This window comes from Thermoplasmatales archaeon (assembly GCA_014361245.1).
Taxonomy (GTDB): Archaea; Thermoplasmatota; E2; order UBA202; family JdFR-43; genus JACIWB01.
The window spans coordinates 1-20,309 of record JACIWB010000027.1; the positions used below are offsets into that span (position 1 = coordinate 1).

Sequence of the window (20,309 nt, forward strand, 5' to 3'; positions counted from 1 at the left end):
TTAAAATTTTTCTTGTTTAATCTTGTATAAACTGTATCAGCATCTGGAATTTTATATTTTGTTATTTCTTCCAATCTTTTGCAACCATTTTCAAGGTATCTTCCCCTTATTGAGCAAAATGTTATTCCTTTCAAAATTTCTTCATCTTCATATATCGAATTTTTATTGGAATGAAAGTTAATAATATTTATTACAAAACTAAAACAAAATCTATTTAATTTCCTTAAAGATTTATTATTTGCCTGAGGCATTATCCCTTCTTTTTCCATAATCTGGGATTTTGCCTCAGGAAATAATTTTTTCTAAATTTTCACTTTCGGAGATACTGGATACTGCCATAACCAATAAATATAAGCCCTATATTCCAATTGTGAAAATTGTCTGTAGATGCGAGGATATAACTGAAGAAGAAATAATTAGGGCAATTGATGAATATGATTGCGAAACTCTTGATGAGCTTAAGCATATTTTAAGGCTTGGAATGGGCCATTGTCAGGGAAGAACATGCCTTATTATTGCTGCAAGAATCCTTGCAAATAAAAAGGGAAAAAGAATAGAAGAAATAATCCCGTCATTCCGTCCTCCTGATGAGCCAGTTGAAATAGGAATTTTGGGGAAAGAATGAAAACAGATGTTGCAATAATCGGGGCGGGAATAAATGGATGTGCGATTGCATATGAGTTGGCCAAGCGCGGTATGGATGTTGCTGTTTTTGAAAAAAAATGGATTGCAAGTGGAGATACTGGAAGATGCGGGGCAGGAATAAGGCAGCAGTGGGCAACTGAAGAAAATGCAATTCTTGCAAAGAAAAGTGTTGAAATATTTGAAAAATTAAGCGAGGAGTTGAATTATGATATAGGGCTAAGGCAGGGAGGATATCTTGTAGCAATACATAGCGAAGAGGAAATGAAGCAGGCAAAGAAAAATGTTGAAATGCAGAACAGGCTTGGAATTCCATCCCGAATAATATACGAAGATGAAATTAAGGAAATCGCTCCAATACTTGATTTGGATGGAATGGAAGCAATTGCAGCCACTTTCTGCCATACAGACGGGCATGCAAACCCCTTCAAAACAACATATGCCTATGCTCTTGTAGCAAAAAAATTGGGGGCAAAAATATATAAATTCACAGAAGTAAAAGGAATAAAAGTAAAAGATAATCAAATTGAAGGAATATTGACGGATAAAGGAGAGATAAAAGCAAATTTTGTTGTGAATGCGGCTGGCGCCTGGAGCGGGGAAGTGGCGAGGATGGCGGGTGTGGAGTTGCCCAATAAGCCTGTAAGAAAGGAAGCTTTGGTTACAGAGCCAATCAAAAGGACCTTTGACTGCATGGTAATTTCCTTCAAGCATGGAATATATTTCAGCCAGCAGGAGGAAGGGCAAATTTTGGGTGGAATTCCCTCGCCAGAGGAAAAAACTGGATATTATTTTGAACCCACTTTTTCATTTTTAAAACACATGGCGTTTATGCTTGGAAAATACGCTCCTCAATTGAAGCATATAAAAATACTTAGGCAGTGGACTGGATTTTATGATGTAACTCCTGATGCCCTGCCAATTTTGGGAAAAACAAGTATTGAGGGATTTATTCAGTGCAATGGATTTAGCGGGCATGGTTTTATGATTTCTCCCATGGTTGCAAAACTTATTGCACAGATTATATGTGGTGAGAAAACCGCTCTTCCAATTGATAATTTTAGCATCGAAAGATTTAAAGGAAAAATATTCAAGGAAAAAGCTGTTGTAGGATAAATTTTATTATTTATTTCTTATTTATATTCATGTATCATCTGCTATATCCATTGAGAACATATCTTATTGTCAGTGGAAATGAAGAAGAAAGAAATGTTATGACCGCTGACTGGGTTAGCCCTGTATCTTATAAACCATTTATTTTATGTATTTCTATTTCTCCAAAAAGATATACTCATAAGTTAATTAAAAAATATGGAGAATTTGTAGTAAGCATTCCAACGATGGAAATACTAAGTGATGTATGGGTTGCAGGAACAAAAAGTGGACCAGAAAAATTGAATAAAATGAGATTAAATTTCATTTCCTCAAAAAAGATTAAAACAATGAGTATAAAGGAAGCAATTGCAAATATTGAATGTGAGGTTATTGATGAAAAAAATTATGGAGATCATACCCTTTTTGTAGGAGAAGTTTTGAATTATTCATACAATAAGGATGCTTTTAAAAATAGCACACCAAATATTGATTTTAAATTCATAGCACATGTTCATACAAGTGAGTTTGTAACATTCGATAGAGATAGCATAGTTAATATATAACTTAAATTTTAAGGACAATGAAATTAGGATATCCAAACAATCCAAGAAAAGATATTGAAGAAGAAATAAAATGGATTGCTGAACACTTTGATTTCATAGATTTTTTCATGGAGCCGGATAAATCATATCACGATAAAATTGATATTGAAAAAGTTAAAAAATTGCTCGATGATTATTCATTGGGTATAGTTGGGCATACTCCCTATTATCTTCCTTTTTCCTCTCCAATAGATTCGATAAGAAAAACTGCGATTGAAGAAGCAAAAAAATGCTTTATTGCCTTCAGCAGGCTTGGGGCGAAATATGTAACAATTCACGCCAGCTGGCCCCCTCACCTTTTTAATTTTGAAGAAGGAATTAATTTGCAAATAGATTCAATTTCCTTACTTCTTGATGAAGCGGAAAAAAATGGAATAAATTTAATGTATGAAAGTGGAATAGGTGAATTTGACAATTATAATACTGTTTCAAAAATATTAAATGAGTTTCCTAAATTATATTTTCATCTTGATACAGGGCATACATTTCTATATGGGAGGGATATCTGCAAATTCATAAGAAGGCTTAATAAAAGAATAAAACATGTTCATGTTCATGATAACTTTGGAAAGGAAGATTTGCATTTGCCTATAGGTGTTGGAAGAATAAAATGGGAAGAAGTAATAGGAGAATTAAAAAGAAATTATGATGGAACAATAACCCTTGAAATATTCGGAGATAAAGATTATGTTCTCCTTGCAAAGAAAAAATTTATTGAGATGTGGGAAAAGGGATAAATTATGCAGTATCAGAAATTTCCTTAATTGCTTCAGATAGCTCCTTCAAACACCATTTTCTCCCGCAATCACAACTTCCACAATATGTATCCTGATATTGCCCACCTACTATTTCTAGGTGAACTTCTTTCCTTTTTCATACTTATTTCTTAATAAACACCGGCTTTTTATATTTTAAGCCTTTTTGATTAATTACATTTCATCATAAGCTTTATTTTGATGATGTAAAGAAAAATTTTATTATCGAAAATTGATTTATTTTTATGAAGTTTGGCATCAATGCAAAAAAAATTTTTGCAATTTTAGGGGTTTTTGTGATTTTAGTTACTATTTTTGCATTAATATTTTTTAGAGAGGAAAAGAAGGGCGAAGAAGAGAAAGAATTCATACTAGATGATAGGGTAAGTCCTTATGTTAATCAAGGTTTATTTGTAGAAATTCTCAGGGTTCGTAATAGGGATATTTTGAACAGGATGTTATCTTTTGGAGAAAACTGGAGAGAAAAACCTAGATTTTATTATATAGTAGAAGTTGATGGAAAAGTGTGTAGTAACAAAGGTAACTGTGGAGAGAGTGATTTATATGAAACTTGGGATACTTTTGGAAAGGAAAGCATGTTTACTTTTGATATCGAGGAGGAACAGAAAACATCCAGAGTTACGATAAAAATTGTAGAAGAAAATAAGAAAGGAATTAGTTTAAGAACAAACGATGTTGAAAAAGAAACCCTTACTGTTATATATGATTATAGAACAGGTAGATGGTCCGGAGACGATAATTTCGGTGATAAAGATGGGTATGGATACTATCTAGGCGAGAATTATGAAATATGGTTCAATGTATATCAATCTGATTATGATAATGATGAGATTCCTTACTGGATTGAGGTAAATGTTCTTGGGACAGATCCCACAGTAAATGATTGTCTTTTGGATCCAGATGGTGATGGAATCCCAACATGTTGGGAATGGAAGTGGGGTTATGATCCCTTTACGCAGAACGATCATTCAAATCTAGATCCAGATATAGATGGAATAAGTAATCTCGAAGAGTATAAAATGAGAAAGTGGTTTGCAAATCCCTTTCAACCCGATATTTATATTGAGGTGGATTTTACAGAAAAAAATAAAATAATCGAGATAGAACCAACTCTATATGAAGAGTCAAAACAGATGTTAATAGAGCGATTCGCTCAACATGGAATTAAGGTTTTTATCGATGATGGATGGAGCGATAGCCCACCGAATGGTGGGGGAGAAATATTGCCCCATGCGTCTTATTTTGATGATGTTCTAGGAAAACAATTGCTGCAATATTATACTCACCATTTTTCAGATGAAAGAAAAGGTATATTCAGATATTTAGTAATCTCTTCTTGTTCAGGTGGATTTACAAGTCCTGTTTATTTTAATAAATTTGATGCGATGATGGTAGGAAACAATTTGAAAGATGTATTATTTACAAGGCTCGCATTTTCACCAAAAAGTGTAAGAGTAGTTTTAGCTGCCGCAGTTATGCATGAATTAGGACATACCTTAGGCCTTGTACCAGCTATCTTCCCTGGGAATGATATAATGCCCAGATATATTGGGGATAGATATCCAAATATGTCAGATGAAGATTATAATGGATATGTAAAAAATTATGTAAGCATTATGAATTACAGATATATATATAAAAAAGATTTATTTGATTACTCTGATGGAAGTCATCATCAAAAATATGACATGGATGATTGGGGTCATATTTATTTACCCACCTTCGAGATAGATATACCTATTTATGAGGATGTATCTATTAAAACTTTTGAAGATTTTAAAATTGTTGATGAATATCCCGGAATAGTTCTTAAGGGATGGAAATTTGATGAGAATTTAACTAAACAAAATCTTGAAAAAATAAAAAAATTTGTTACTGTAAAAAATGCAGATGCAGATATTCAGATATTTATCAAAAATAATTCAAGTTCAGGCAAAGAATATAATCTGAGGGTTTATGCAAAACCAAAAGTTGAGCCTGTTTTTGCAATCTATTCTTTAGTTGCAGAGGGATATGTAAAAGACAATAATTTTGAACTTTACTCTCTAGATGAACTCATTAAATACGCTAAAAGTTTTATAGAATGATTTATCCTACTGCATTCATCATAAATTATTTATTTGCTTCGCTATTAATGCTTAGTAGGTGTTAAAATGAAACCTCAAATGGCATATGATAGGGCAATTACTGTGTTCAGCCCTGATGGAAGGTTATTCCAAGTAGAGTATGCAAGAGAAGCGGTAAAGAGAGGAACTACAACTGTTGGAATAAAATTCAAAAAAGGAGTAGCTCTCATAGTTGATAAGAGAATAACATCCCACCTCATAGAGCCATCCTCAATAGAAAAAATATTCAAGATAGATGATCATATTGGATGCGCTACTTCTGGATTGGTTGCAGATGCAAGAGCCCTTGTAGAAAGAGCAAGAATTGAAGCCCAGATAAACAGGCTAACATATGATAAGCCAATACAGGTTAAAACTCTAACTCGCAAGATATGCGATTTCAAGCAGACATATACACAATATGGGGGTGTCCGTCCATTTGGCACTGCATTGCTTATTGGAGGAGTGGATGATAGCGGTGCTCATCTTTTTGCAACTGATCCAAGCGGGGCAATGGTTGAATATAAAGCAACTGCTGAAGGAGAAGGGAGGGATGCAGCAATTGAATATTTTGAAAAGAATTATAAGGAAAACTTAAGCATGGAGGAAGCAATAGAAATGGGAATTGAAGCAATGAAAAGCTCAAAAGAAGATAAAAAAATAGATAAGGAAGCAATAGAAATTGGAGTGATTGAAGAAGCGAGCGAATTCAGAATATTATCAAAAAAGGAAATAGAGAAATATTTTAGGGAGGTAAGATGATGGTATCACTTGATGAAGCAATTATTGCAAGATATGAAAAAAAAGGAAGGCACTTCGAAATATTGGTTGATCCAGATGCTATTGAAAAAATACTTGAGGGCAAAAAAAATGTTTTAGAAGCACTTGCAATAGATACTATTTTTAAAGATGCAAGGAAAGGAGATAAAGCAAGCGAGGAATCATTAAAAGAAATTTTTGGAACTTTAAAAATTGAAGATATAGCTCTTAAAATTATAAAGGAAGGAGAAATACAATTAACTGTAAAGCAAAGGAGGGAAATGATAGAAAGAAAGAAGAAAGCAATAGTGGACTGGATTGCCCGCTATTCGATGGACCCGCACACAAAGCTCCCCCATCCGAGGGATAGAATAGAAAGGGCGATGGAGGAAGCAAAAGTTAATGTAGATGCTTTTAAGCCAGTAGAGGAGCAGGTTAAGAAAGTTATAGATGCAATAAGACCAATAATCCCAATAAGCATAGAAAATGTTAAAATAGAGATTGTTATTCCTTCAGCTTATTCAGGAAGGGCATATGGTGAAATTATGAAAATTTCAAAAATATTAAAAGAGGAATGGCTTTCAAACGGTAACTTGAGATGCGTTGTTGAGATTCCAGCAGGGATGCAGAGCGAACTTTATGAAAAACTCAATAGCATGACAAAAGGAGAAGTTGTTTCAAAGATTTTAAAATGATAAGAAAAATTGTTTTACCAGGGTCGTTGGTGGGAGACAAAAGCAAGTTGCCGGGTAAGGGGACATTTAGAGAAGGAGAAAATATATATTCATCCCGCCTTGGAATTTTAGAGGAGAAGGGAAAATATGTAAATGTTATTCCTTTAAGCGGGGTATATATCCCAAATGCAGGGGATACAATTATAGGTGTGGTTGAAGAAGTTTATAGAAATGGATGGATTATTGATATAAAATCGCCATATTCAGCTTTTCTATCGATAGAAAATTCTCCATGGGAGATGGGTTATGGAGAAACATCCAAATATCTGAAAGAAAAGGACATAATAATAGGAATTATATCAAATATTGATGAAGCAAAAAACATCGATGTTTCAATGAAAGATAAGCAGTGCAGAAAAATAGAGGATGGTATTGTTATTGATATCCAGCCATCAAAAGTTCCAAGGGTTATAGGAAAGAAGGGTTCAATGCTTTCTACCATCAAAAGATATACTGGTTGCTGGATATTTGTAGGGCAAAATGGAAGAATATGGCTGAAAGGAGAGGATGAAAAAATTAATTTAGCTGTTGAAGCAATAAAGAAAATTGAAAAAGAGGCTCATACTTTCGGGCTAACTGAAAGAATTATAAAAATGTTAGGTGGTTAAATGAAAGATGGATTGAGAATTGATGGAAGAAAACCTGATGAATTGAGAAAAATAAAAATTGAGGCAGGAGTACTTTATCGTGCCGACGGCTCATGCTATATAGAATGGGGAGGAAATAAAATACTGGCAGCGGTTTATGGCCCCAGGGAAGCGTTGCCCCGCCACATTCAGAATCCAACAAAAGCACTTGTGAATGCGAGATATAATATGGCATCTTTCAGCGTAGAAGAGAGAAAAAAACCAGGCCCAGATAGGAGAAGTACCGAAATATCAAAAGTAATTTCAGAGGCATTGGAAAGCGTTATTTTCACAGAGCTTTTTCCAAGGACAACCATCGATATATGTATAGAGGTGCTTGATGCCGAGGCAGGCACAAGGTGCGCGGGCATAACAGCGGCCGCAGTCGCGCTTGCTGATGCTGGAATTCCAATGTATGATATACCCGTTGCATGTGCTGCAGGGAAGGTGGATGGAGTTGTTGTTCTTGATTTGACGAGCGATGAGGATAAGGAAGGGGAAGCTGACCTGCCTGTAGCAATTGCTCCAAGGAGTGAGGAGATACTTTTGATGCAGATGGATGGGCATCTGACATATAAAGAATTTGAGGAAGCTCTTGAACTTGCAATTAAGGGGTGCAGAGAAGTGGCGAAATTGCAGAAAGAAGCACTGCTCAGGAAATATTCAAAGGAGGTGGAATGATGGATATATCTGATCTGGCAAGATTATCAAGTGTTAAGAAGGATTATCTGTTAAAGCTCGCAAAGGAAGGCAAAAGATGTGATGGGAGAAAGTTTGATGAGTATAGGGATATAAAAATTGAGAGTAATATATTAAAAAATGCAGAGGGCTCGGCAAGAGTAAAAATAGGGAACACAATGGTAATAGCAGGAATAAAGCTTGAAATGGGTGAGCCATATGCGGACTCACCTGATAAGGGAGCTTTATCAACATCTGCTGAATTGCCACCTTTGGCATCTCCAGAATTTGAGCCAGGTCCTCCTACACCAGAGGCAATCGAACTTGCGAGGGTTGTAGATCGGGGTATAAGAGAATCTGGATATATAGAGATGGAAAAACTTTGCATTACTCCTGGAGAGAAGGTATGGATTGTTTTCATCGATTTGCATATTATAGATTATGATGGAAATCTGTTTGATGCCTGCCTGCTTGCCGCATCCGCCGCCCTCCAGAATGCGGTCATACCGAATGAAAGGTTCGGGCTGGGGGAAAATATTCCCTTGCCAGTTAGAAGCCCGCCCGTGAGTTGCACATTTGTTAAGTTTGATAATGCAATAGTTGTTGACCCCTGTGCTGATGAAGAAGAAGTGGCTGATGCAAGATTTACGGTTGCCATAGATGAAAATGGGGATATAAGGGCAATGCAGAAGGGGCTTAGTGGGCGTTTTACAATTGAGGAAATAAAAAATAATATAAAGCGTGCGCAATTTCATGCAAGCAACATAAGAAAATTGCTGGGTGAAAAAAATGAGAACAAAGAAAGTTAAATCCACAGGAAAATTTGGGGCGAGATATGGAGTAAAAACCCGCCACATATATCGTGAAATAGATGAAAAGCAGAGGCAGAAATACATCTGCCCTAAATGCGGTAGGAAAAAAGTTAAGAGGGAAAGCACAGGAATATGGGTATGCAAAAAATGCAATGCAAAATTTGCTGGTGGAGCCTATATACCTGAGACAATAGTTAAAAAGAGTGTTAATCAAATAATAAAAAGTATATTGGGTGAAGAATGATAATATATGTATGTGCTAAATGCGGCGAGAGAGTTGAAATTGATTTTGACAGAATGGGAATGAGATGCCCTAAATGCGAAGGGAAGATATTTTATAAGGAGAGAGGACCTATTGCAAAGGATATAAAATCAAGATGAATTTAAGGCTTGAAATAGATAGCAAGCACAATGATTTAATTTTTAATGCTTTGAAAGGTGAGAGCGCACCAAATGCAAATGTTAGGATTTATAAAAAGGATGGAAAGTTATATATTGAAATTGAGGCAGGAAGTATTTCAAATGCAAGAGCAGCTATTAATTCTTTCGTAAGATGGATTGATATGGTTGAGAAAATTGCCTCACTTTTTTAATTTTTCATATTCTTTTTTTACAATTCTGTCAACAAAAGTTGATGAAAAAGTATGAATGAAATGGGTTAGTAATCCTATTCCCCATCCAAATAAGGAAAAAATAAACCATGGAAATCCGCGAGATACAAAATACCACACTATGAAAAGAAAAATATTCACAAATATATAGATTGCAAGATGGGTATAAAATGCTATTTTTCCCTCCGCTCTTTTAATAGCAAGTCTTTCAATTTCATTGATTTTCATTATATAATAAAACAAAATTTTTATAAAAGGCTTTTCAAATTTTCATTATGAATGAAGTTGATGAAATTGTTGATGAAATAAAATTTTTTATAAAGGAAAGGGAGTGGGATAGATATCATACCCCGAAAAATATTGCTATATCTATCTCAATAGAAGCAAATGAATTGCTTGAAAAATTTCAGTGGAATGATTTATCCTTTCAGGATGTAATAATTAATGAAAAAATAAAAGAAGAAATATCGGATGAACTTGCTGATATATTTATCTACTCTCTTATTTTTCTCAATAAAGCAAAACTGGATTTTGGGGAAATTATAAAAAAGAAAATTGGGAAAAATAGAGAAAAATATCCTATAAGCCAGTAGTTACACTAACATTTTTTACTGTTACAAATGGCGAAAAAACTGGATGAGAAGTTTCCCACCAGTATATCTGTTTTCTCTCTTTAGAAATTTTTTCTATGTTTTTAAAAATTCTATCAATTTTATCACTTATTCTTATTCCTTTCAGAGGATACAAAATTTCTCCATTCTTTACAAAAAAAGCCATATCTCTTGCAACGGTGGAAAAATCTCCCGTGCGATAATTCTTAAATCTTGTATACCAGATATTTGTTATAAAAATACCATTTAGCTCTTCCATCATTTCCTCCTTTTTGCAATCTCCTTTGTCTATAATTGTATTCCATGGAACAGGAACAACTATTCCTGCGTTTCCCGTTGTATTTTTTCCGTATTCCTTTGCAGTAACGCTGTTATAAAGATAATTTTTTAAAATCCCTCTTTCAACTATAACTGTTTTTCTAGTTGCCACTCCTTCATCATCAAATTTTCTTGAAAACAAGCCATCTTTTTCAATTCCACTATCATATATACTTATATTTTCACTTGCAACTTTTTTACCCATTTTTCCATCTAAAAAGGAATAGCCGGATTTTACAAAAAATGCGGAAGAAAAATCAGCAAAATTTGAAGAAAGATTTGAGAAAGCAAGAGGTGAAAATAAAATTTTATATTTTCCTTCTTTAACTTTTTTAAATTTCATCTTTTTATTTATATACTCCTTTTCCTCATCTATTTCTTTTTCATCTATTTTACCAATTTTTCTTGAACAAAAAGTGTAATGTGCTGAGCAATCATTTTTCAACATTCTGCAGGAGATATAAAACATGCTATTTTTATCAGATTCATCTATACCCTTTGAATTTATCAACCTTATATTTTCTATCCTGCTATATAAACTTCCAGCGACTTCGCCAGTTGATGAGTTTATAACCTGATTTGCTGTATCTAAAATTTTTTCTTCATCAACAACATTTCTATCAAAAATTTTCTTATTTGAATAATTTCTATCAATGCTTATTGAAAATGGTGAAGGAGGAATAAATTTAAAAAATTTTTTTGCTTCTTCAATTCTCTTTTTAATCTTTTTTCTATCTGGATTTTCAATTGAAAATGTCATCTTTCTGCCATCTTTATAAAGAGTTATATAAACTTCTCTCCTATTCCATGTATTTAAAATTTCTACCTTATTTCTATAAAACCTGACCTGCTTTGCAATCGACCTTTCCTCCTTGATTATATACTCATCAAATTCCTTTAAATATTCAATCATTTTATCCTTATATCTCTTATCCTTATATCTGCCCCTCCAGTAGAAACCTCTATATCCTGTATCGGCTCACTCTTTCCACATGTAGCGGGGTGGAATTCAATATTTTTGCCAACAGCATCAATTTTTGAGAAAATTTCAAAGGTTGAAAGTTCTATGCATGGATGCTTTGCAATTCCCGCTATCTCACCATTTTTTATTGTATAAGCTTCATTTCCAACATATTTCTGGTTTATTCTTCTATCATCTATATTCCATTCCATAAATGTTATCATATAAACACCATTTTTAATTTCTTCAACCATTTCCTCAAAACTGTAATCTCCCTGTTTGAAATATGTATTTGCCATCCTTATGATTGGTTCCTTTCCATAGTTTGCTCTTGAAGAAGCATTGCTTTTGCAATTCATTTCATAAGCGGTCTGGCGATTATGCAAAAATTCATTTATCTTTCCTTCCTTAATCAATTCTCTTTTCCTCGCTTTAACCCCTTCATCATCATATTTATAGTAGCCATAGGCCCCCTCAATCAAAGGATTGTCTTCAATGCTCACCACTTCATTTGCAATTTTTCTTCCCAGCATATCCTGCCTTATATATGATTTTCCCGCCTGCGCCAACTCCCGCCCAACTATGCGGTCCGCTTCAAATGGATGGCCGCATCCCTCATGAGCAATCAATCCACTTATTAATGGGCTTAAAATAACATCTCCTTTTTTTGGCGCTTTTTTTCCCTTTTCTATTTTTTTCAGGAAATTTATATCCTCCTCCATTTTTTCCTCTATTCTCCATTCTTCAATAACTTCACATCCTGAAACATTTCCAAATTCTCTGCTTGCCTGTTCCCTTCCAACTGTTATTAAATAATAAAGATAAACTCTTGGAATTTTTGAAAAAATTTTGCTTCCCTCGCTGTTCATGTATATTTTTTCAATTTGCTTTTCCCTAAAAGATATAAAATTTTTTTTATTAAATCCGCTTAAATTTTTTAATAAATCAATTTTTTCATCAATTTGAAAATCTTTTCCCTTTATTTCATATCTATCTTCATTTATTTTTTCCTCGCTTAAAAAAATTTTATTTTTTCCGATGCTTGCTATTTTCTCCGCTATCTCCAACCCTCTCCTGATTTCTTTTTTATTTACAACATTTGAAGAATAAAAGCCAACAGATTTATCTATAACTCTTATTGAAAAACCATATTTTTCATCACTGTTTATATCTATAAACTCACCATTTGTAAATATAATTTCATCTATTTTTTCTTTCTCTATCCTTATCTCTGTATAATATTTTGAATTTTTTATTGCATATTCTGCAAGTTCTTCCACTCTTAACTATCAAACCTATTCAAAGCAATATTTCCCCAGTCATCATAATCAAGGAAGCCATGACTTCCATCTGAATAATCAACAAGGCTAAAGGAATAGCGATAATTCATGCAACTCTTATAATTTCCAAATAGCCAGTATTGCAACTGCCATGGAAAGCGGGTGTGCTCATTATCTACGCCTATATATCCATTCAATCCAAGCTGATGCCCCAGTTCATGCATGAAAAGGCTTGCATGCGAAATCTGCTGTTTTTCTGGCATTGGTCTCCATTTCTGAATATAATAGCTCCCGAGCACAAATGCATCCCTCTTAAAATTCATCCCTCCAGCAGGGCGGCGCCAGAACTCTATTTCGTGGCATATTATTGAATAGTGGAATACCCCTTTTCTCGGGTTGGCTGGCTGGTTGTGGAGGAAATATTTTTGATATATATCATTTAACTCATCAAAGTCCAATGACTCATCATAGGGAATTATGTCCATTTCCTCAATTATTCCATTATCTATAAAAAGCATTATGTTTTTCTTTGCAAAGGATGAATAAAGCATTTGAATTGATTTTTCTGGCATTATGTGTTTTATTCCATTATATTCTTCCATATAATCAACTTCAATGTATATATCTCGCCTGAAGGGGTCTGAAAACCACTCACTCATCATATATTCCTCATCATTCTGCAACCCATCATTATCTGGGTCAAGCAATGAATGATTTTCCGCTGAAAAAGGGCTATAGCCATATTTATCTTCCCATTCAATAGAAACTCCATCATTATCATAATCAATTCCATAATCACTTTCATAAGGATTTGTATGATAGATATTTATTTCTTCCCAGTAGGTTAGTCTATCATTATCATAATCATTATATGTTACATCAAACCATATTTCGTAATCATACTCCTCTATTTTGCCATCACTGCATCCACTTGCATGGCCGTAGCCATCCTCGTCTTTAAGAAAATCATCTCCAGTCCATTCTCCTCTTTTTGTATCCAATTCTATATTCAAAATTCCATCATCGGGAGTAATATATCCTCTTTTTTCTCCTTCAAATATTTCAACTGAGATACTTATTTTATCCTTATCATCCTTTATTTTTATTTCTTTTGATGTCCTGATAGTTAAATCATATCCATTAAGATTTATTTCCCATTTTTCTCCTTCAACATTCACTATTATTGAAAAATTTGCTTCTTCACCAGATATTTTCCTAACCCTATCTATGCTTATTTTCAATAAATTTTCGCTGTCATTGGATATAACATATGCTGGTGCAATCACCAAAAAAGCAATCATAATTGCTATCTCTTTCATGTTTCTAAATATAAAATTCCGGTATAAATAATTAACTTAATGCTTTCCCCTTATTATTTTTATATTCCTTGCTTCCATTGCATATTTTGCGGGCAACTTTATTGTTAAAACATTTGTTTTTCCTTTTTTTATTTTTTCTACTTTTGCATCACATATTTCCTTTCCTTCTCTATCAAGTGCTTTTACAATGCTTCCCTCTTCTGGCAAAGGAATGAATTCATATGGTATGCTCACAAGAGCTTCATCTCCAACTATTTTAACCAAAAATATTGCTAAACCAGGGCAAATCTCAATGCATTTCCCGCATCCAATACATTTTTCATAATCAATTTCTGGCAATGCATTTATATTTTCCATTGAAATTGCATTTTTTGGGCAGGCATCAATGCAAGGATTGCATGGAATTTCCTGTATGCATTCTATTATTGCAACTCCTCTCTTCAATTGCTCTTCATTCGGCAATTTCAAATCACTCAGCTCAAGATATCCTTCCTTTTCCCATTTTTTCATAATAACCACTTATAATTTTTTCCTTTGCCTTTCTTGGTCTTTCTCCAAAATAACCTTCCCTAAAAATTTTAAGTTGAGATGAATATTTTTTAAATTTTTCATCAAAATCCTCTATTCTTCTTATACCATTAGCAGACGCCAATCCCGCTATTTTTCCTTCAATAATTGCAGTTGATGCCTCCTCAATATTTGATAAATCACCGGCAACATATATCCCTTCTTTTGTTGTTTCCATGTATTCGTTATGCAATGTAACCCATCCTCCCGCCTCGCTTATAAATTTTATTTCTGCTCCTGTTTGAGCTACCAGCCTTACTGAAGGGGTTAATCCAATCGCTATACATATAAAATCACAATCAATTTTTTTCTCGCTTCCTTCAATAAAATTCCATTTATTATCCAATTCCACTATTATCGCACCTTCTACTTTTTCATTCCCGTATGCTTCTTTTATTGAGTGCCTTGTATATATTGGCACGCCATTTCTTCTCACCTTTGCAGCATGAACAAAATATCCACCAATTTTTTCCATTGCTTCAACAATGCATGCAACTTCCACGCCCGCCTGCAAAAGTTGATAAGCAAGTATTAAGCCGACATTTCCAGCACCAACAATAATCCCTCTCTCCCCAGGTTTCACACCATACACATTCATAAGAGTTTGCACTCCCCCCGCTCCATAAACTCCTGGAAGATCACTCCCTTCAAATAAAAGCATATTTTCCTGAGCTCCTGTTGCAAATATTATTTTATCTGCCTTTATTTCATATATTACCTTTTCAAGTTTGTTTATAGCGGAAAGGAATTTATAGCCTCTATCATAGTAGCCAATTACACTTGTATTTTTGAGTAATCTTATTTTCCTTTCTTCAATTTCCTTTCTTAGAAGGCTTGCTATTTCAACTCCTCTTTCACCCGCCCCCTCCTCACCGCTTCCAAAAAATTTATGGGTTTGCTTTATAAGCTGCCCCCCTACATGGGGATTTTCATCAATTAAAAGCACATTCGCATATTTGGCCGCCTCAACTGCGGCACTCATTCCAGCCGGGCCCGCGCCAACCACCGCAATTTCGCACGAAAGCTTTTCAGTTCTTCCATCCTCATATTCTTTTTTAGGAATTTCTTTGTCATTGTCCTCAACTACCATTCCTTCTCTAACAGGGGTTATGCAAGTCCTTATATTTGGCACACCATCCACTTTCATCAGGCATGAGGAGCATTTTCCTATTCCGCAGAAAAAACCTCTCGCCCTTCCTTTTTTACTTCTGCTAAAAACTTTTATTCCATTTGCATATAAAGCAGAGGCAATCGTTTCTCCTTCATATGCCTTAAGTTTTTTACCGTTATAGTAAAAATATATTTCTTTTTCTCTTTTAAAGTTAAGGATAGGATGCTCCTCTATCCTCAAATTTTCACCTTTTTAAGAAATTTTTCTATATTTTTTATAAAAACTGAATTATCTGGCGGATTTTTTTCGTCATATTTACTTTCTATCTCACTTATCAGTGAAATTAATTCCCTATAAATTTTTTTGTTTTTCATTATTTCCTTTATCTTATTAACTTTATTTTTAGGGAAAATATCATGGAGCCATGTTTTACTTTCTGGAGGAGGATGGGTTGCATTGTATTCCATATTATAGGCGGAGGCGATAATTGCGGAATCAACCATTTTTGTTCCCGCAGCAACTGACTTAAAAAGGCTTACAAGCTCTTTTTCATCGACATGAGGGCATTCTTTTTTTAATTCTTCGAGCAAATCTCTTGATTGTTTATTAAGCCTTATAATTTTTTTACCATCCCTATATTTTTCCTCGAGAATTTTCTCTATTTCTCTATCTATATCCTTCATCATAAGGGATATAAAAGGCAAATATAATATTTTTTATTTTAGTGGAGCTGTAGAACAAAAGAAAAAGATTAAAGCTTTCTACAAATTTTTGTATCCTTGCTTGAAAAAATTTTCTCATTCTCTTCATAAGAAAAACCGTAAAATTTACTGGTTATAAAAAAGATTTAAAAATCTCGAGATTGAGAACAATATTTGGAGATATTATTACTTTTGTGCAATAGAGTAATTTAATATAAGTAATAATAGAAATCTTCACGAACTCAGGTTATTTATTCACCACCCCATTTCTGCAGAAAAATATTTATTCTATTCTTATTCTTATTTTGATGAGACTTATTTCAATAGAAGAAGTTGAGGAAACACTTGAAGCATGGAAAAGGAAAAAGGAGGGGAAAAAACGAGAAAAAGAGGAATATCAGCAGAAAGAATAGCAAGGAGAATAATTGAAGGAAAAGGTTTTTCAATAATTGCAACAAATTATAAAATAAATTCTAAAGGAGAAAATATTGCTGAAATAGATATAGTTGCTGAAAAGGATAATGAAAAATATGCTATTGAAGTAAAATCAGGGAGAGCAAATCTTACAACTGTAAGGCAGGCGTATGCAAATGCCAAACTTGCTGGCTTGAAGCCAATGATAATATGCAAGAAATGCGACGATGCCACAAAAATTGCAGCAAAAGAATTAGGGGTAGAGATAATAGAGTTCAGTGAATATTATTTACTGCTTGAGCCAGAGGAAATTGAAAGCATAGTGAAGAAATGCATGGAAGAAATAATGGATGAATATGGTCTATCAAACTATCCAATTATTGATGGTGAAACAATAAAATTTCTGAAAATAATTTTACAATCAAAAAATTTTGAAGAGGCAGCTGATATGCTTGGAATAAGTGAGGAAGAGATGGGAAAAAGAATTGCTGAACTTTCAAGAAAGGGAATATTGCCAAAGAGAAGTTTATCTTTTTTAGATTTAAAGAAATGCTGTAATAATATAATTTCAAGGAATGAAATTTATATGAAGATGGAAAAAATAGAAAAAGCCTTAGAGGAAATCAAGGATATTTTAAAAAATCGATGAATTTTTTTAATGCTTTACTTCTATGGGAATATAGATTTTTTTCTTCTATTTCCATTTCACCAAAAGTTTTTCTTTTTCCCTGAGGAATAAATATTGGGTCATAACCAAAACCCTTTTTTCCTTTTTCTTCATTTGCTATTTTTCCCTTGCAAACACCCTTAAATAGATTTGTTTCTCCGTCATAATATCCAACAACTGATGCAAAGTGCGCTTCCCTATCTTTTTTATTTTCCATCAATTTTAATATTCCTTTATTACCTATCGTTTTAAAAATATAGGATGAATAAACCCCTGGAAAATTATTCAAGCTTTTTATAAAAAGCCCTGAATCCTCTATAAAAAAATTTCCATCAACTTTTTCCTTTAGATATTCTATTCCATATAAAACAACTTCCTCTATCTCATCCGCTTGAATTTCTGGATAGGGAATTGTGAGCATTTTTATATCCGCAATCATTTTTTTTATTTCTTCATATTTATGTTTATTACTCGTTATAAAATAAATCATGTTACCTTCCTCATATATCTTCCTCTTCTTTCAATTTCTTTTATCTTTTCAATAACTTCCTTCCCCCTATCAAAAGATTTAATATATGCCTCCCTTACCCACTTAAATAAATTTTTATTTTTATGCGCGGACTTAAATGCCTCCATTAGTAAATGTAGATCAACTCCCATATCCTCTATTTCTTCACTTCTTGAACTGAGACCAAAATCAATAAAATATATCCTATCATCAAAAAGAATCAGATTTGATGTTGTTATGTCCCCATGAATTATTCCATCTGAATGCAATCTTGAAATACTTTCACCTATTTTCCTGCATATCTCCATCTGCTCATCTTCTTTTTTAAAATCCAATTTATCCTTTAATCTTTCTCCTTCTATATACTGCATCACAATCTCATTATTTTCAATTCTCAAATCATAGATTATTGGCACATTGACGCCAGCCCTTCTTGCGCCAGCCAGCATGAGCCCTTCTTTTTTTGTTCTTTTTTCTCTTATATCATCATCAATTTCCTTAATTCTGTATTTTTTGGCTATCCTCCTCTTTATTATTGCTTTTCTTCCCCTCCATTCTGCTAGATATATTTCTGCCTCCGCCCCCCTCTTAATCAATTTCTCCATAAAACTTGCACCTCATCAGTTCTGTAGTTCTGCTTTATTTTTGTGTCCTCTATTTTATGCCTTATTCCCGCTTCATGCATAATTAATCCTGTCCATGCTATCATTGCGCCATTATCAACCAAAAATTCATTGGGCGGGGAGAAAAAATTTGCCCCTCTTTCATCAGCCATTGTTTTGATTATTTCTTTTAGCCTTGCATTACACGCAACTCCTCCACCAAGCAAAACTTCCTCTTTTTCCGTATGAGCCATTGCTCTCTCCGTTACTTCTGCAAGCATGCTGAAACATGTTTCCTGCAGTGAATAGCATAAATCCTCAATTTTCTCTTTTTTTATCAATGAAAGGCATGCTGTTAAGATTCCAGAAAATGCAACATCCATCCCCTTAACTGAATATGGTAAAGGTATGTATTTTTTACCTTTTTTTGCCATTTCCTCGATTTTGGGTCCACAGGGAAAATTCATGCCGATGTTTCTCCCAAACTTATCAAGGCAATTTCCTATTCCTATATCAAGAGTTTCTCCAAAAACCCTGTATTTCCCCTCCATAAAAGCTATAACTTGAGTATTTCCTCCAGAAACATAGAGAAGCACTGGGTCATAGCAATTTGTTAGTACCCTCCCTATTTCAAGATGCGCTATGCAATGATTCACTCCAACAATCGGCTTTTTGAGAGCGATTGCAATAGCCCTTGCGGCGGTTGCAGCAGTTCGCAGGCACGGCCCCAGCCCAGGACCCACCGAAAAACCTATTATATCTATTTCCTCCTTGCTTATATCTGCTTTATCTATTGCTTCTTTTATTATTTTTGGGAGATAAAAAGCATGATGATTTGCTGCTTCTCTTGGATGAATTCCTCCCTCCTTAGGCTTATACATTTTTGAAACATGGGAGAGAACATTGCATTTATCATTTATTTTCTCAACAATTCCAACACTAACAGTATGGGCAGTTCCCTCTATTCCAAGAGAAATCATAAATTCTTTATAAGAGCAGCTATCTCCTCTCTTTTATCCTTTTCTTTTGGTAAAGCAATTGATGCCTTCCACTTTTTTGTTCCATCTTCAAGATAGTAGCCCCTAGAAATGGAGATAAACTCGTTTTCTCCCTCATCTGTTTTTGCCCTTTTTCTCGCAACTTCTATAAAATTGTTTCTACCAAACTTCACTTCCTTTGCTTCTACTATTTCATATTCTACCATGGTATTTTGAAATATTTTTCCTAAATTTAAATTTATTGCCTTTATTCAGTATTTCCGAATGTTATGTTAGATTTTGATTTTTGCAAAAAAATAAAAAATTTTTTTATCAATTTAATTTAATTGTTCTGAAAACAAAAAATCAAAAAATAATTTCTTCTCTATAAAAATATTAGCGAAAGATAGTCCTATAACTTTCGAGATAAATTATTAAAAAATTTTGATGATTTTTTCATCGATTCTTTTAGCACAATTAATATTACATAGAACTTTTCTTTGCTTTATTAAATCAAGAATAGAATCTTTCCACTTTTCAGCTATTATAGAAATAAATTCTCTTATAAAGTACCACAGATTATAAAGGATAGCAGAAAATATGAAAAAGAAAAACCTTATAATAGGATTCTCTGTCTTCGTTTTTATCATAAAATTCTCTTGAGCATCTCTATAAAAATTTTCTATGTTCCATCTTCTCCTATATAGATCTGCAAGACTAAGAATATTTGATTCATCAATTTCAATGTTTGTGCAGAAAACATCGAAATTTTTCCAATTTTCTTTATATTTGTTACCATTTGGAATGAAGAACAAGTTTGTTTTTATTTCTTC

At 33.6% G+C, this 20,309-nt stretch carries 26 protein-coding genes and 1 pseudogene; 15 read left to right on the forward strand and 12 right to left on the reverse strand.

What is annotated here, in order from left to right; all coding sequences use genetic code 11:
- A partial coding sequence (locus H5T45_05145; protein ID MBC7129099.1) for a hypothetical protein occupies positions 1-269 on the reverse strand: 269 nt, incomplete at its 3' end.
- Positions 270-370: 101 nt separating this feature from the next.
- Here H5T45_05145 and H5T45_05150 point away from each other — a divergent pair.
- From H5T45_05150 to H5T45_05210, 13 genes are all read left to right on the forward strand, one after another.
- Positions 371-625: a (2Fe-2S)-binding protein gene (locus H5T45_05150; protein MBC7129100.1), complete on the forward strand. Its 255-nt coding sequence runs from the start codon at positions 371-373 to the stop codon at positions 623-625.
- Entirely contained in the window at positions 622-1,758 is a 1,137-nt protein-coding gene (locus tag H5T45_05155; protein MBC7129101.1) for an FAD-binding oxidoreductase, read from the forward strand. Before H5T45_05150 ends, H5T45_05155 begins: the two co-directional genes overlap by 4 nt.
- A gap of 23 nt (positions 1,759-1,781) precedes the next feature.
- Positions 1,782-2,300 carry a flavin reductase family protein gene (locus H5T45_05160; GenBank protein ID MBC7129102.1) on the forward strand — a complete coding sequence of 173 codons (519 nt, stop codon included), beginning with the start codon at positions 1,782-1,784 and terminating at the stop codon, positions 2,298-2,300.
- A gap of 17 nt (positions 2,301-2,317) precedes the next feature.
- Positions 2,318-3,076 (forward strand): sugar phosphate isomerase/epimerase, encoded by a 759-nt coding sequence (locus H5T45_05165; GenBank protein ID MBC7129103.1) that lies wholly within the window; start codon positions 2,318-2,320, stop codon positions 3,074-3,076.
- Positions 3,077-3,339: 263 nt separating this feature from the next.
- Positions 3,340-5,202, forward strand: coding sequence for a hypothetical protein (locus H5T45_05170; GenBank protein ID MBC7129104.1), 1,863 nt, complete (start codon positions 3,340-3,342; stop codon positions 5,200-5,202).
- A 66-nt stretch (positions 5,203-5,268) separates the two neighbouring features.
- Positions 5,269-5,982, forward strand: coding sequence for an archaeal proteasome endopeptidase complex subunit alpha (psmA, locus tag H5T45_05175; protein ID MBC7129105.1), 714 nt, complete (start codon positions 5,269-5,271; stop codon positions 5,980-5,982).
- Positions 5,982-6,674 (forward strand): ribosome assembly factor SBDS, encoded by a 693-nt coding sequence (locus H5T45_05180; GenBank protein ID MBC7129106.1) that lies wholly within the window; start codon positions 5,982-5,984, stop codon positions 6,672-6,674. Before psmA ends, H5T45_05180 begins: the two co-directional genes overlap by 1 nt.
- Positions 6,671-7,321, forward strand: coding sequence for an RNA-binding protein (locus tag H5T45_05185; protein MBC7129107.1), 651 nt, complete (start codon positions 6,671-6,673; stop codon positions 7,319-7,321). Before H5T45_05180 ends, H5T45_05185 begins: the two co-directional genes overlap by 4 nt.
- Positions 7,322-8,020 carry an exosome complex exonuclease Rrp41 gene (locus H5T45_05190; GenBank protein MBC7129108.1) on the forward strand — a complete coding sequence of 233 codons (699 nt, stop codon included), beginning with the start codon at positions 7,322-7,324 and terminating at the stop codon, positions 8,018-8,020. It begins immediately after the preceding gene.
- A complete protein-coding gene (locus H5T45_05195) occupies positions 8,020-8,826 on the forward strand; it encodes an exosome complex protein Rrp42 (protein MBC7129109.1) in 807 nt (268 codons plus the stop codon). The genes H5T45_05190 and H5T45_05195 overlap by 1 nt, the downstream gene beginning before the upstream one ends.
- Positions 8,807-9,073, forward strand: a complete 267-nt coding sequence (gene rpl37A, locus H5T45_05200) for a 50S ribosomal protein L37Ae (protein ID MBC7129110.1) — start codon at positions 8,807-8,809, stop codon at positions 9,071-9,073. Before H5T45_05195 ends, rpl37A begins: the two co-directional genes overlap by 20 nt.
- Entirely contained in the window at positions 9,070-9,210 is a 141-nt protein-coding gene (locus H5T45_05205) for a DNA-directed RNA polymerase subunit P (GenBank protein ID MBC7129111.1), read from the forward strand. The genes rpl37A and H5T45_05205 overlap by 4 nt, the downstream gene beginning before the upstream one ends.
- Positions 9,207-9,422 (forward strand): hypothetical protein, encoded by a 216-nt coding sequence (locus tag H5T45_05210; protein MBC7129112.1) that lies wholly within the window; start codon positions 9,207-9,209, stop codon positions 9,420-9,422. The genes H5T45_05205 and H5T45_05210 overlap by 4 nt, the downstream gene beginning before the upstream one ends.
- Here H5T45_05210 and H5T45_05215 read toward each other — a convergent pair.
- Positions 9,411-9,668 (reverse strand): 2TM domain-containing protein, encoded by a 258-nt coding sequence (locus H5T45_05215; protein ID MBC7129113.1) that lies wholly within the window; start codon positions 9,666-9,668, stop codon positions 9,411-9,413. The two genes, H5T45_05210 and H5T45_05215, sit on opposite strands and share 12 nt — an antisense overlap.
- Before the next feature lie 47 nt (positions 9,669-9,715).
- Here H5T45_05215 and H5T45_05220 point away from each other — a divergent pair, with 47 nt between their 5' ends.
- A complete protein-coding gene (locus tag H5T45_05220) occupies positions 9,716-10,033 on the forward strand; it encodes a nucleotide pyrophosphohydrolase (GenBank protein ID MBC7129114.1) in 318 nt (105 codons plus the stop codon).
- Here the strand turns inward: H5T45_05220 and H5T45_05225 are convergent.
- From H5T45_05225 to H5T45_05250, 6 genes are read right to left on the reverse strand one after another with little or no spacing between them, the layout of a single operon-like run.
- Positions 10,020-11,282, reverse strand: a complete 1,263-nt coding sequence (locus tag H5T45_05225) for a TldD/PmbA family protein (protein ID MBC7129115.1) — start codon at positions 11,280-11,282, stop codon at positions 10,020-10,022. The genes H5T45_05220 and H5T45_05225 overlap by 14 nt on opposite strands.
- A complete protein-coding gene (locus tag H5T45_05230; protein MBC7129116.1) occupies positions 11,279-12,610 on the reverse strand; it encodes a TldD/PmbA family protein in 1,332 nt (443 codons plus the stop codon). Before H5T45_05230 ends, H5T45_05225 begins: the two co-directional genes overlap by 4 nt.
- Positions 12,611-12,612: 2 nt before the next feature.
- The gene (locus tag H5T45_05235; GenBank protein MBC7129117.1) at positions 12,613-13,929 is read right to left on the reverse strand and encodes a hypothetical protein; all 1,317 of its coding nucleotides are present in this window, start codon (positions 13,927-13,929) and stop codon (positions 12,613-12,615) included.
- Positions 13,930-13,965: 36 nt separating this feature from the next.
- Positions 13,966-14,439 carry a 4Fe-4S binding protein gene (locus H5T45_05240; GenBank protein MBC7129118.1) on the reverse strand — a complete coding sequence of 158 codons (474 nt, stop codon included), beginning with the start codon at positions 14,437-14,439 and terminating at the stop codon, positions 13,966-13,968.
- Positions 14,408-15,847, reverse strand: coding sequence for an FAD-dependent oxidoreductase (locus tag H5T45_05245; protein ID MBC7129119.1), 1,440 nt, complete (start codon positions 15,845-15,847; stop codon positions 14,408-14,410). Before H5T45_05245 ends, H5T45_05240 begins: the two co-directional genes overlap by 32 nt.
- Positions 15,844-16,290, reverse strand: a complete 447-nt coding sequence (locus tag H5T45_05250; GenBank protein ID MBC7129120.1) for a hypothetical protein — start codon at positions 16,288-16,290, stop codon at positions 15,844-15,846. Before H5T45_05250 ends, H5T45_05245 begins: the two co-directional genes overlap by 4 nt.
- A 370-nt stretch (positions 16,291-16,660) precedes the next feature.
- Between H5T45_05250 and H5T45_05255 the strand changes: the two genes are divergently transcribed.
- Positions 16,661-17,371 carry a YraN family protein gene (locus tag H5T45_05255; protein MBC7129121.1) on the forward strand — a complete coding sequence of 237 codons (711 nt, stop codon included), beginning with the start codon at positions 16,661-16,663 and terminating at the stop codon, positions 17,369-17,371.
- Here H5T45_05255 and H5T45_05260 read toward each other — a convergent pair.
- The 4 genes and pseudogenes from H5T45_05260 to H5T45_05275 form a co-directional block, all read right to left on the reverse strand.
- Positions 17,346-17,879 (reverse strand): XTP/dITP diphosphatase, encoded by a 534-nt coding sequence (locus H5T45_05260; protein MBC7129122.1) that lies wholly within the window; start codon positions 17,877-17,879, stop codon positions 17,346-17,348. The genes H5T45_05255 and H5T45_05260 overlap by 26 nt on opposite strands.
- Positions 17,876-19,479 (reverse strand): annotated as a pseudogene (locus H5T45_05265) (bifunctional N(6)-L-threonylcarbamoyladenine synthase/serine/threonine protein kinase). Before H5T45_05265 ends, H5T45_05260 begins: the two are co-directional and overlap by 4 nt.
- Complete coding sequence (locus tag H5T45_05270; GenBank protein ID MBC7129123.1) at positions 19,476-19,703, reverse strand: hypothetical protein; 228 nt, start codon at positions 19,701-19,703, stop codon at positions 19,476-19,478. Before H5T45_05270 ends, H5T45_05265 begins: the two are co-directional and overlap by 4 nt.
- 207 nt (positions 19,704-19,910) lie before the next feature.
- Complete coding sequence (locus H5T45_05275) at positions 19,911-20,291, reverse strand: transposase (GenBank protein ID MBC7129124.1); 381 nt, start codon at positions 20,289-20,291, stop codon at positions 19,911-19,913.
- Positions 20,292-20,309: the final 18 nt, after the last annotated feature.

Coding starts and splice junctions, on each gene's coding strand:
- H5T45_05155 (MBC7129101.1), top strand. CDS start 622: ATGAAAACAGATGTTGCAATAATCGGGGCGGGAATAAATGGATGTGCG.
- H5T45_05165 (MBC7129103.1), top strand. CDS start 2,318: ATGAAATTAGGATATCCAAACAATCCAAGAAAAGATATTGAAGAAGAA.
- H5T45_05170 (MBC7129104.1), top strand. CDS start 3,340: ATGAAGTTTGGCATCAATGCAAAAAAAATTTTTGCAATTTTAGGGGTT.
- psmA (MBC7129105.1), top strand. CDS start 5,269: ATGAAACCTCAAATGGCATATGATAGGGCAATTACTGTGTTCAGCCCT.
- H5T45_05180 (MBC7129106.1), top strand. CDS start 5,982: ATGGTATCACTTGATGAAGCAATTATTGCAAGATATGAAAAAAAAGGA.
- H5T45_05185 (MBC7129107.1), top strand. CDS start 6,671: ATGATAAGAAAAATTGTTTTACCAGGGTCGTTGGTGGGAGACAAAAGC.
- H5T45_05190 (MBC7129108.1), top strand. CDS start 7,322: ATGAAAGATGGATTGAGAATTGATGGAAGAAAACCTGATGAATTGAGA.
- H5T45_05195 (MBC7129109.1), top strand. CDS start 8,020: ATGGATATATCTGATCTGGCAAGATTATCAAGTGTTAAGAAGGATTAT.
- rpl37A (MBC7129110.1), top strand. CDS start 8,807: ATGAGAACAAAGAAAGTTAAATCCACAGGAAAATTTGGGGCGAGATAT.
- H5T45_05205 (MBC7129111.1), top strand. CDS start 9,070: ATGATAATATATGTATGTGCTAAATGCGGCGAGAGAGTTGAAATTGAT.
- H5T45_05210 (MBC7129112.1), top strand. CDS start 9,207: ATGAATTTAAGGCTTGAAATAGATAGCAAGCACAATGATTTAATTTTT.
- H5T45_05215 (MBC7129113.1), bottom strand. CDS start 9,668: ATGAAAATCAATGAAATTGAAAGACTTGCTATTAAAAGAGCGGAGGGA.
- H5T45_05220 (MBC7129114.1), top strand. CDS start 9,716: ATGAATGAAGTTGATGAAATTGTTGATGAAATAAAATTTTTTATAAAG.
- H5T45_05225 (MBC7129115.1), bottom strand. CDS start 11,282: ATGATTGAATATTTAAAGGAATTTGATGAGTATATAATCAAGGAGGAA.
- H5T45_05235 (MBC7129117.1), bottom strand. CDS start 13,929: ATGAAAGAGATAGCAATTATGATTGCTTTTTTGGTGATTGCACCAGCA.
- H5T45_05240 (MBC7129118.1), bottom strand. CDS start 14,439: ATGAAAAAATGGGAAAAGGAAGGATATCTTGAGCTGAGTGATTTGAAA.
- H5T45_05250 (MBC7129120.1), bottom strand. CDS start 16,290: ATGAAGGATATAGATAGAGAAATAGAGAAAATTCTCGAGGAAAAATAT.
- H5T45_05255 (MBC7129121.1), top strand. CDS start 16,661: ATGGAAAAGGAAAAAGGAGGGGAAAAAACGAGAAAAAGAGGAATATCA.
- H5T45_05260 (MBC7129122.1), bottom strand. CDS start 17,879: ATGATTTATTTTATAACGAGTAATAAACATAAATATGAAGAAATAAAA.
- H5T45_05270 (MBC7129123.1), bottom strand. CDS start 19,703: ATGGTAGAATATGAAATAGTAGAAGCAAAGGAAGTGAAGTTTGGTAGA.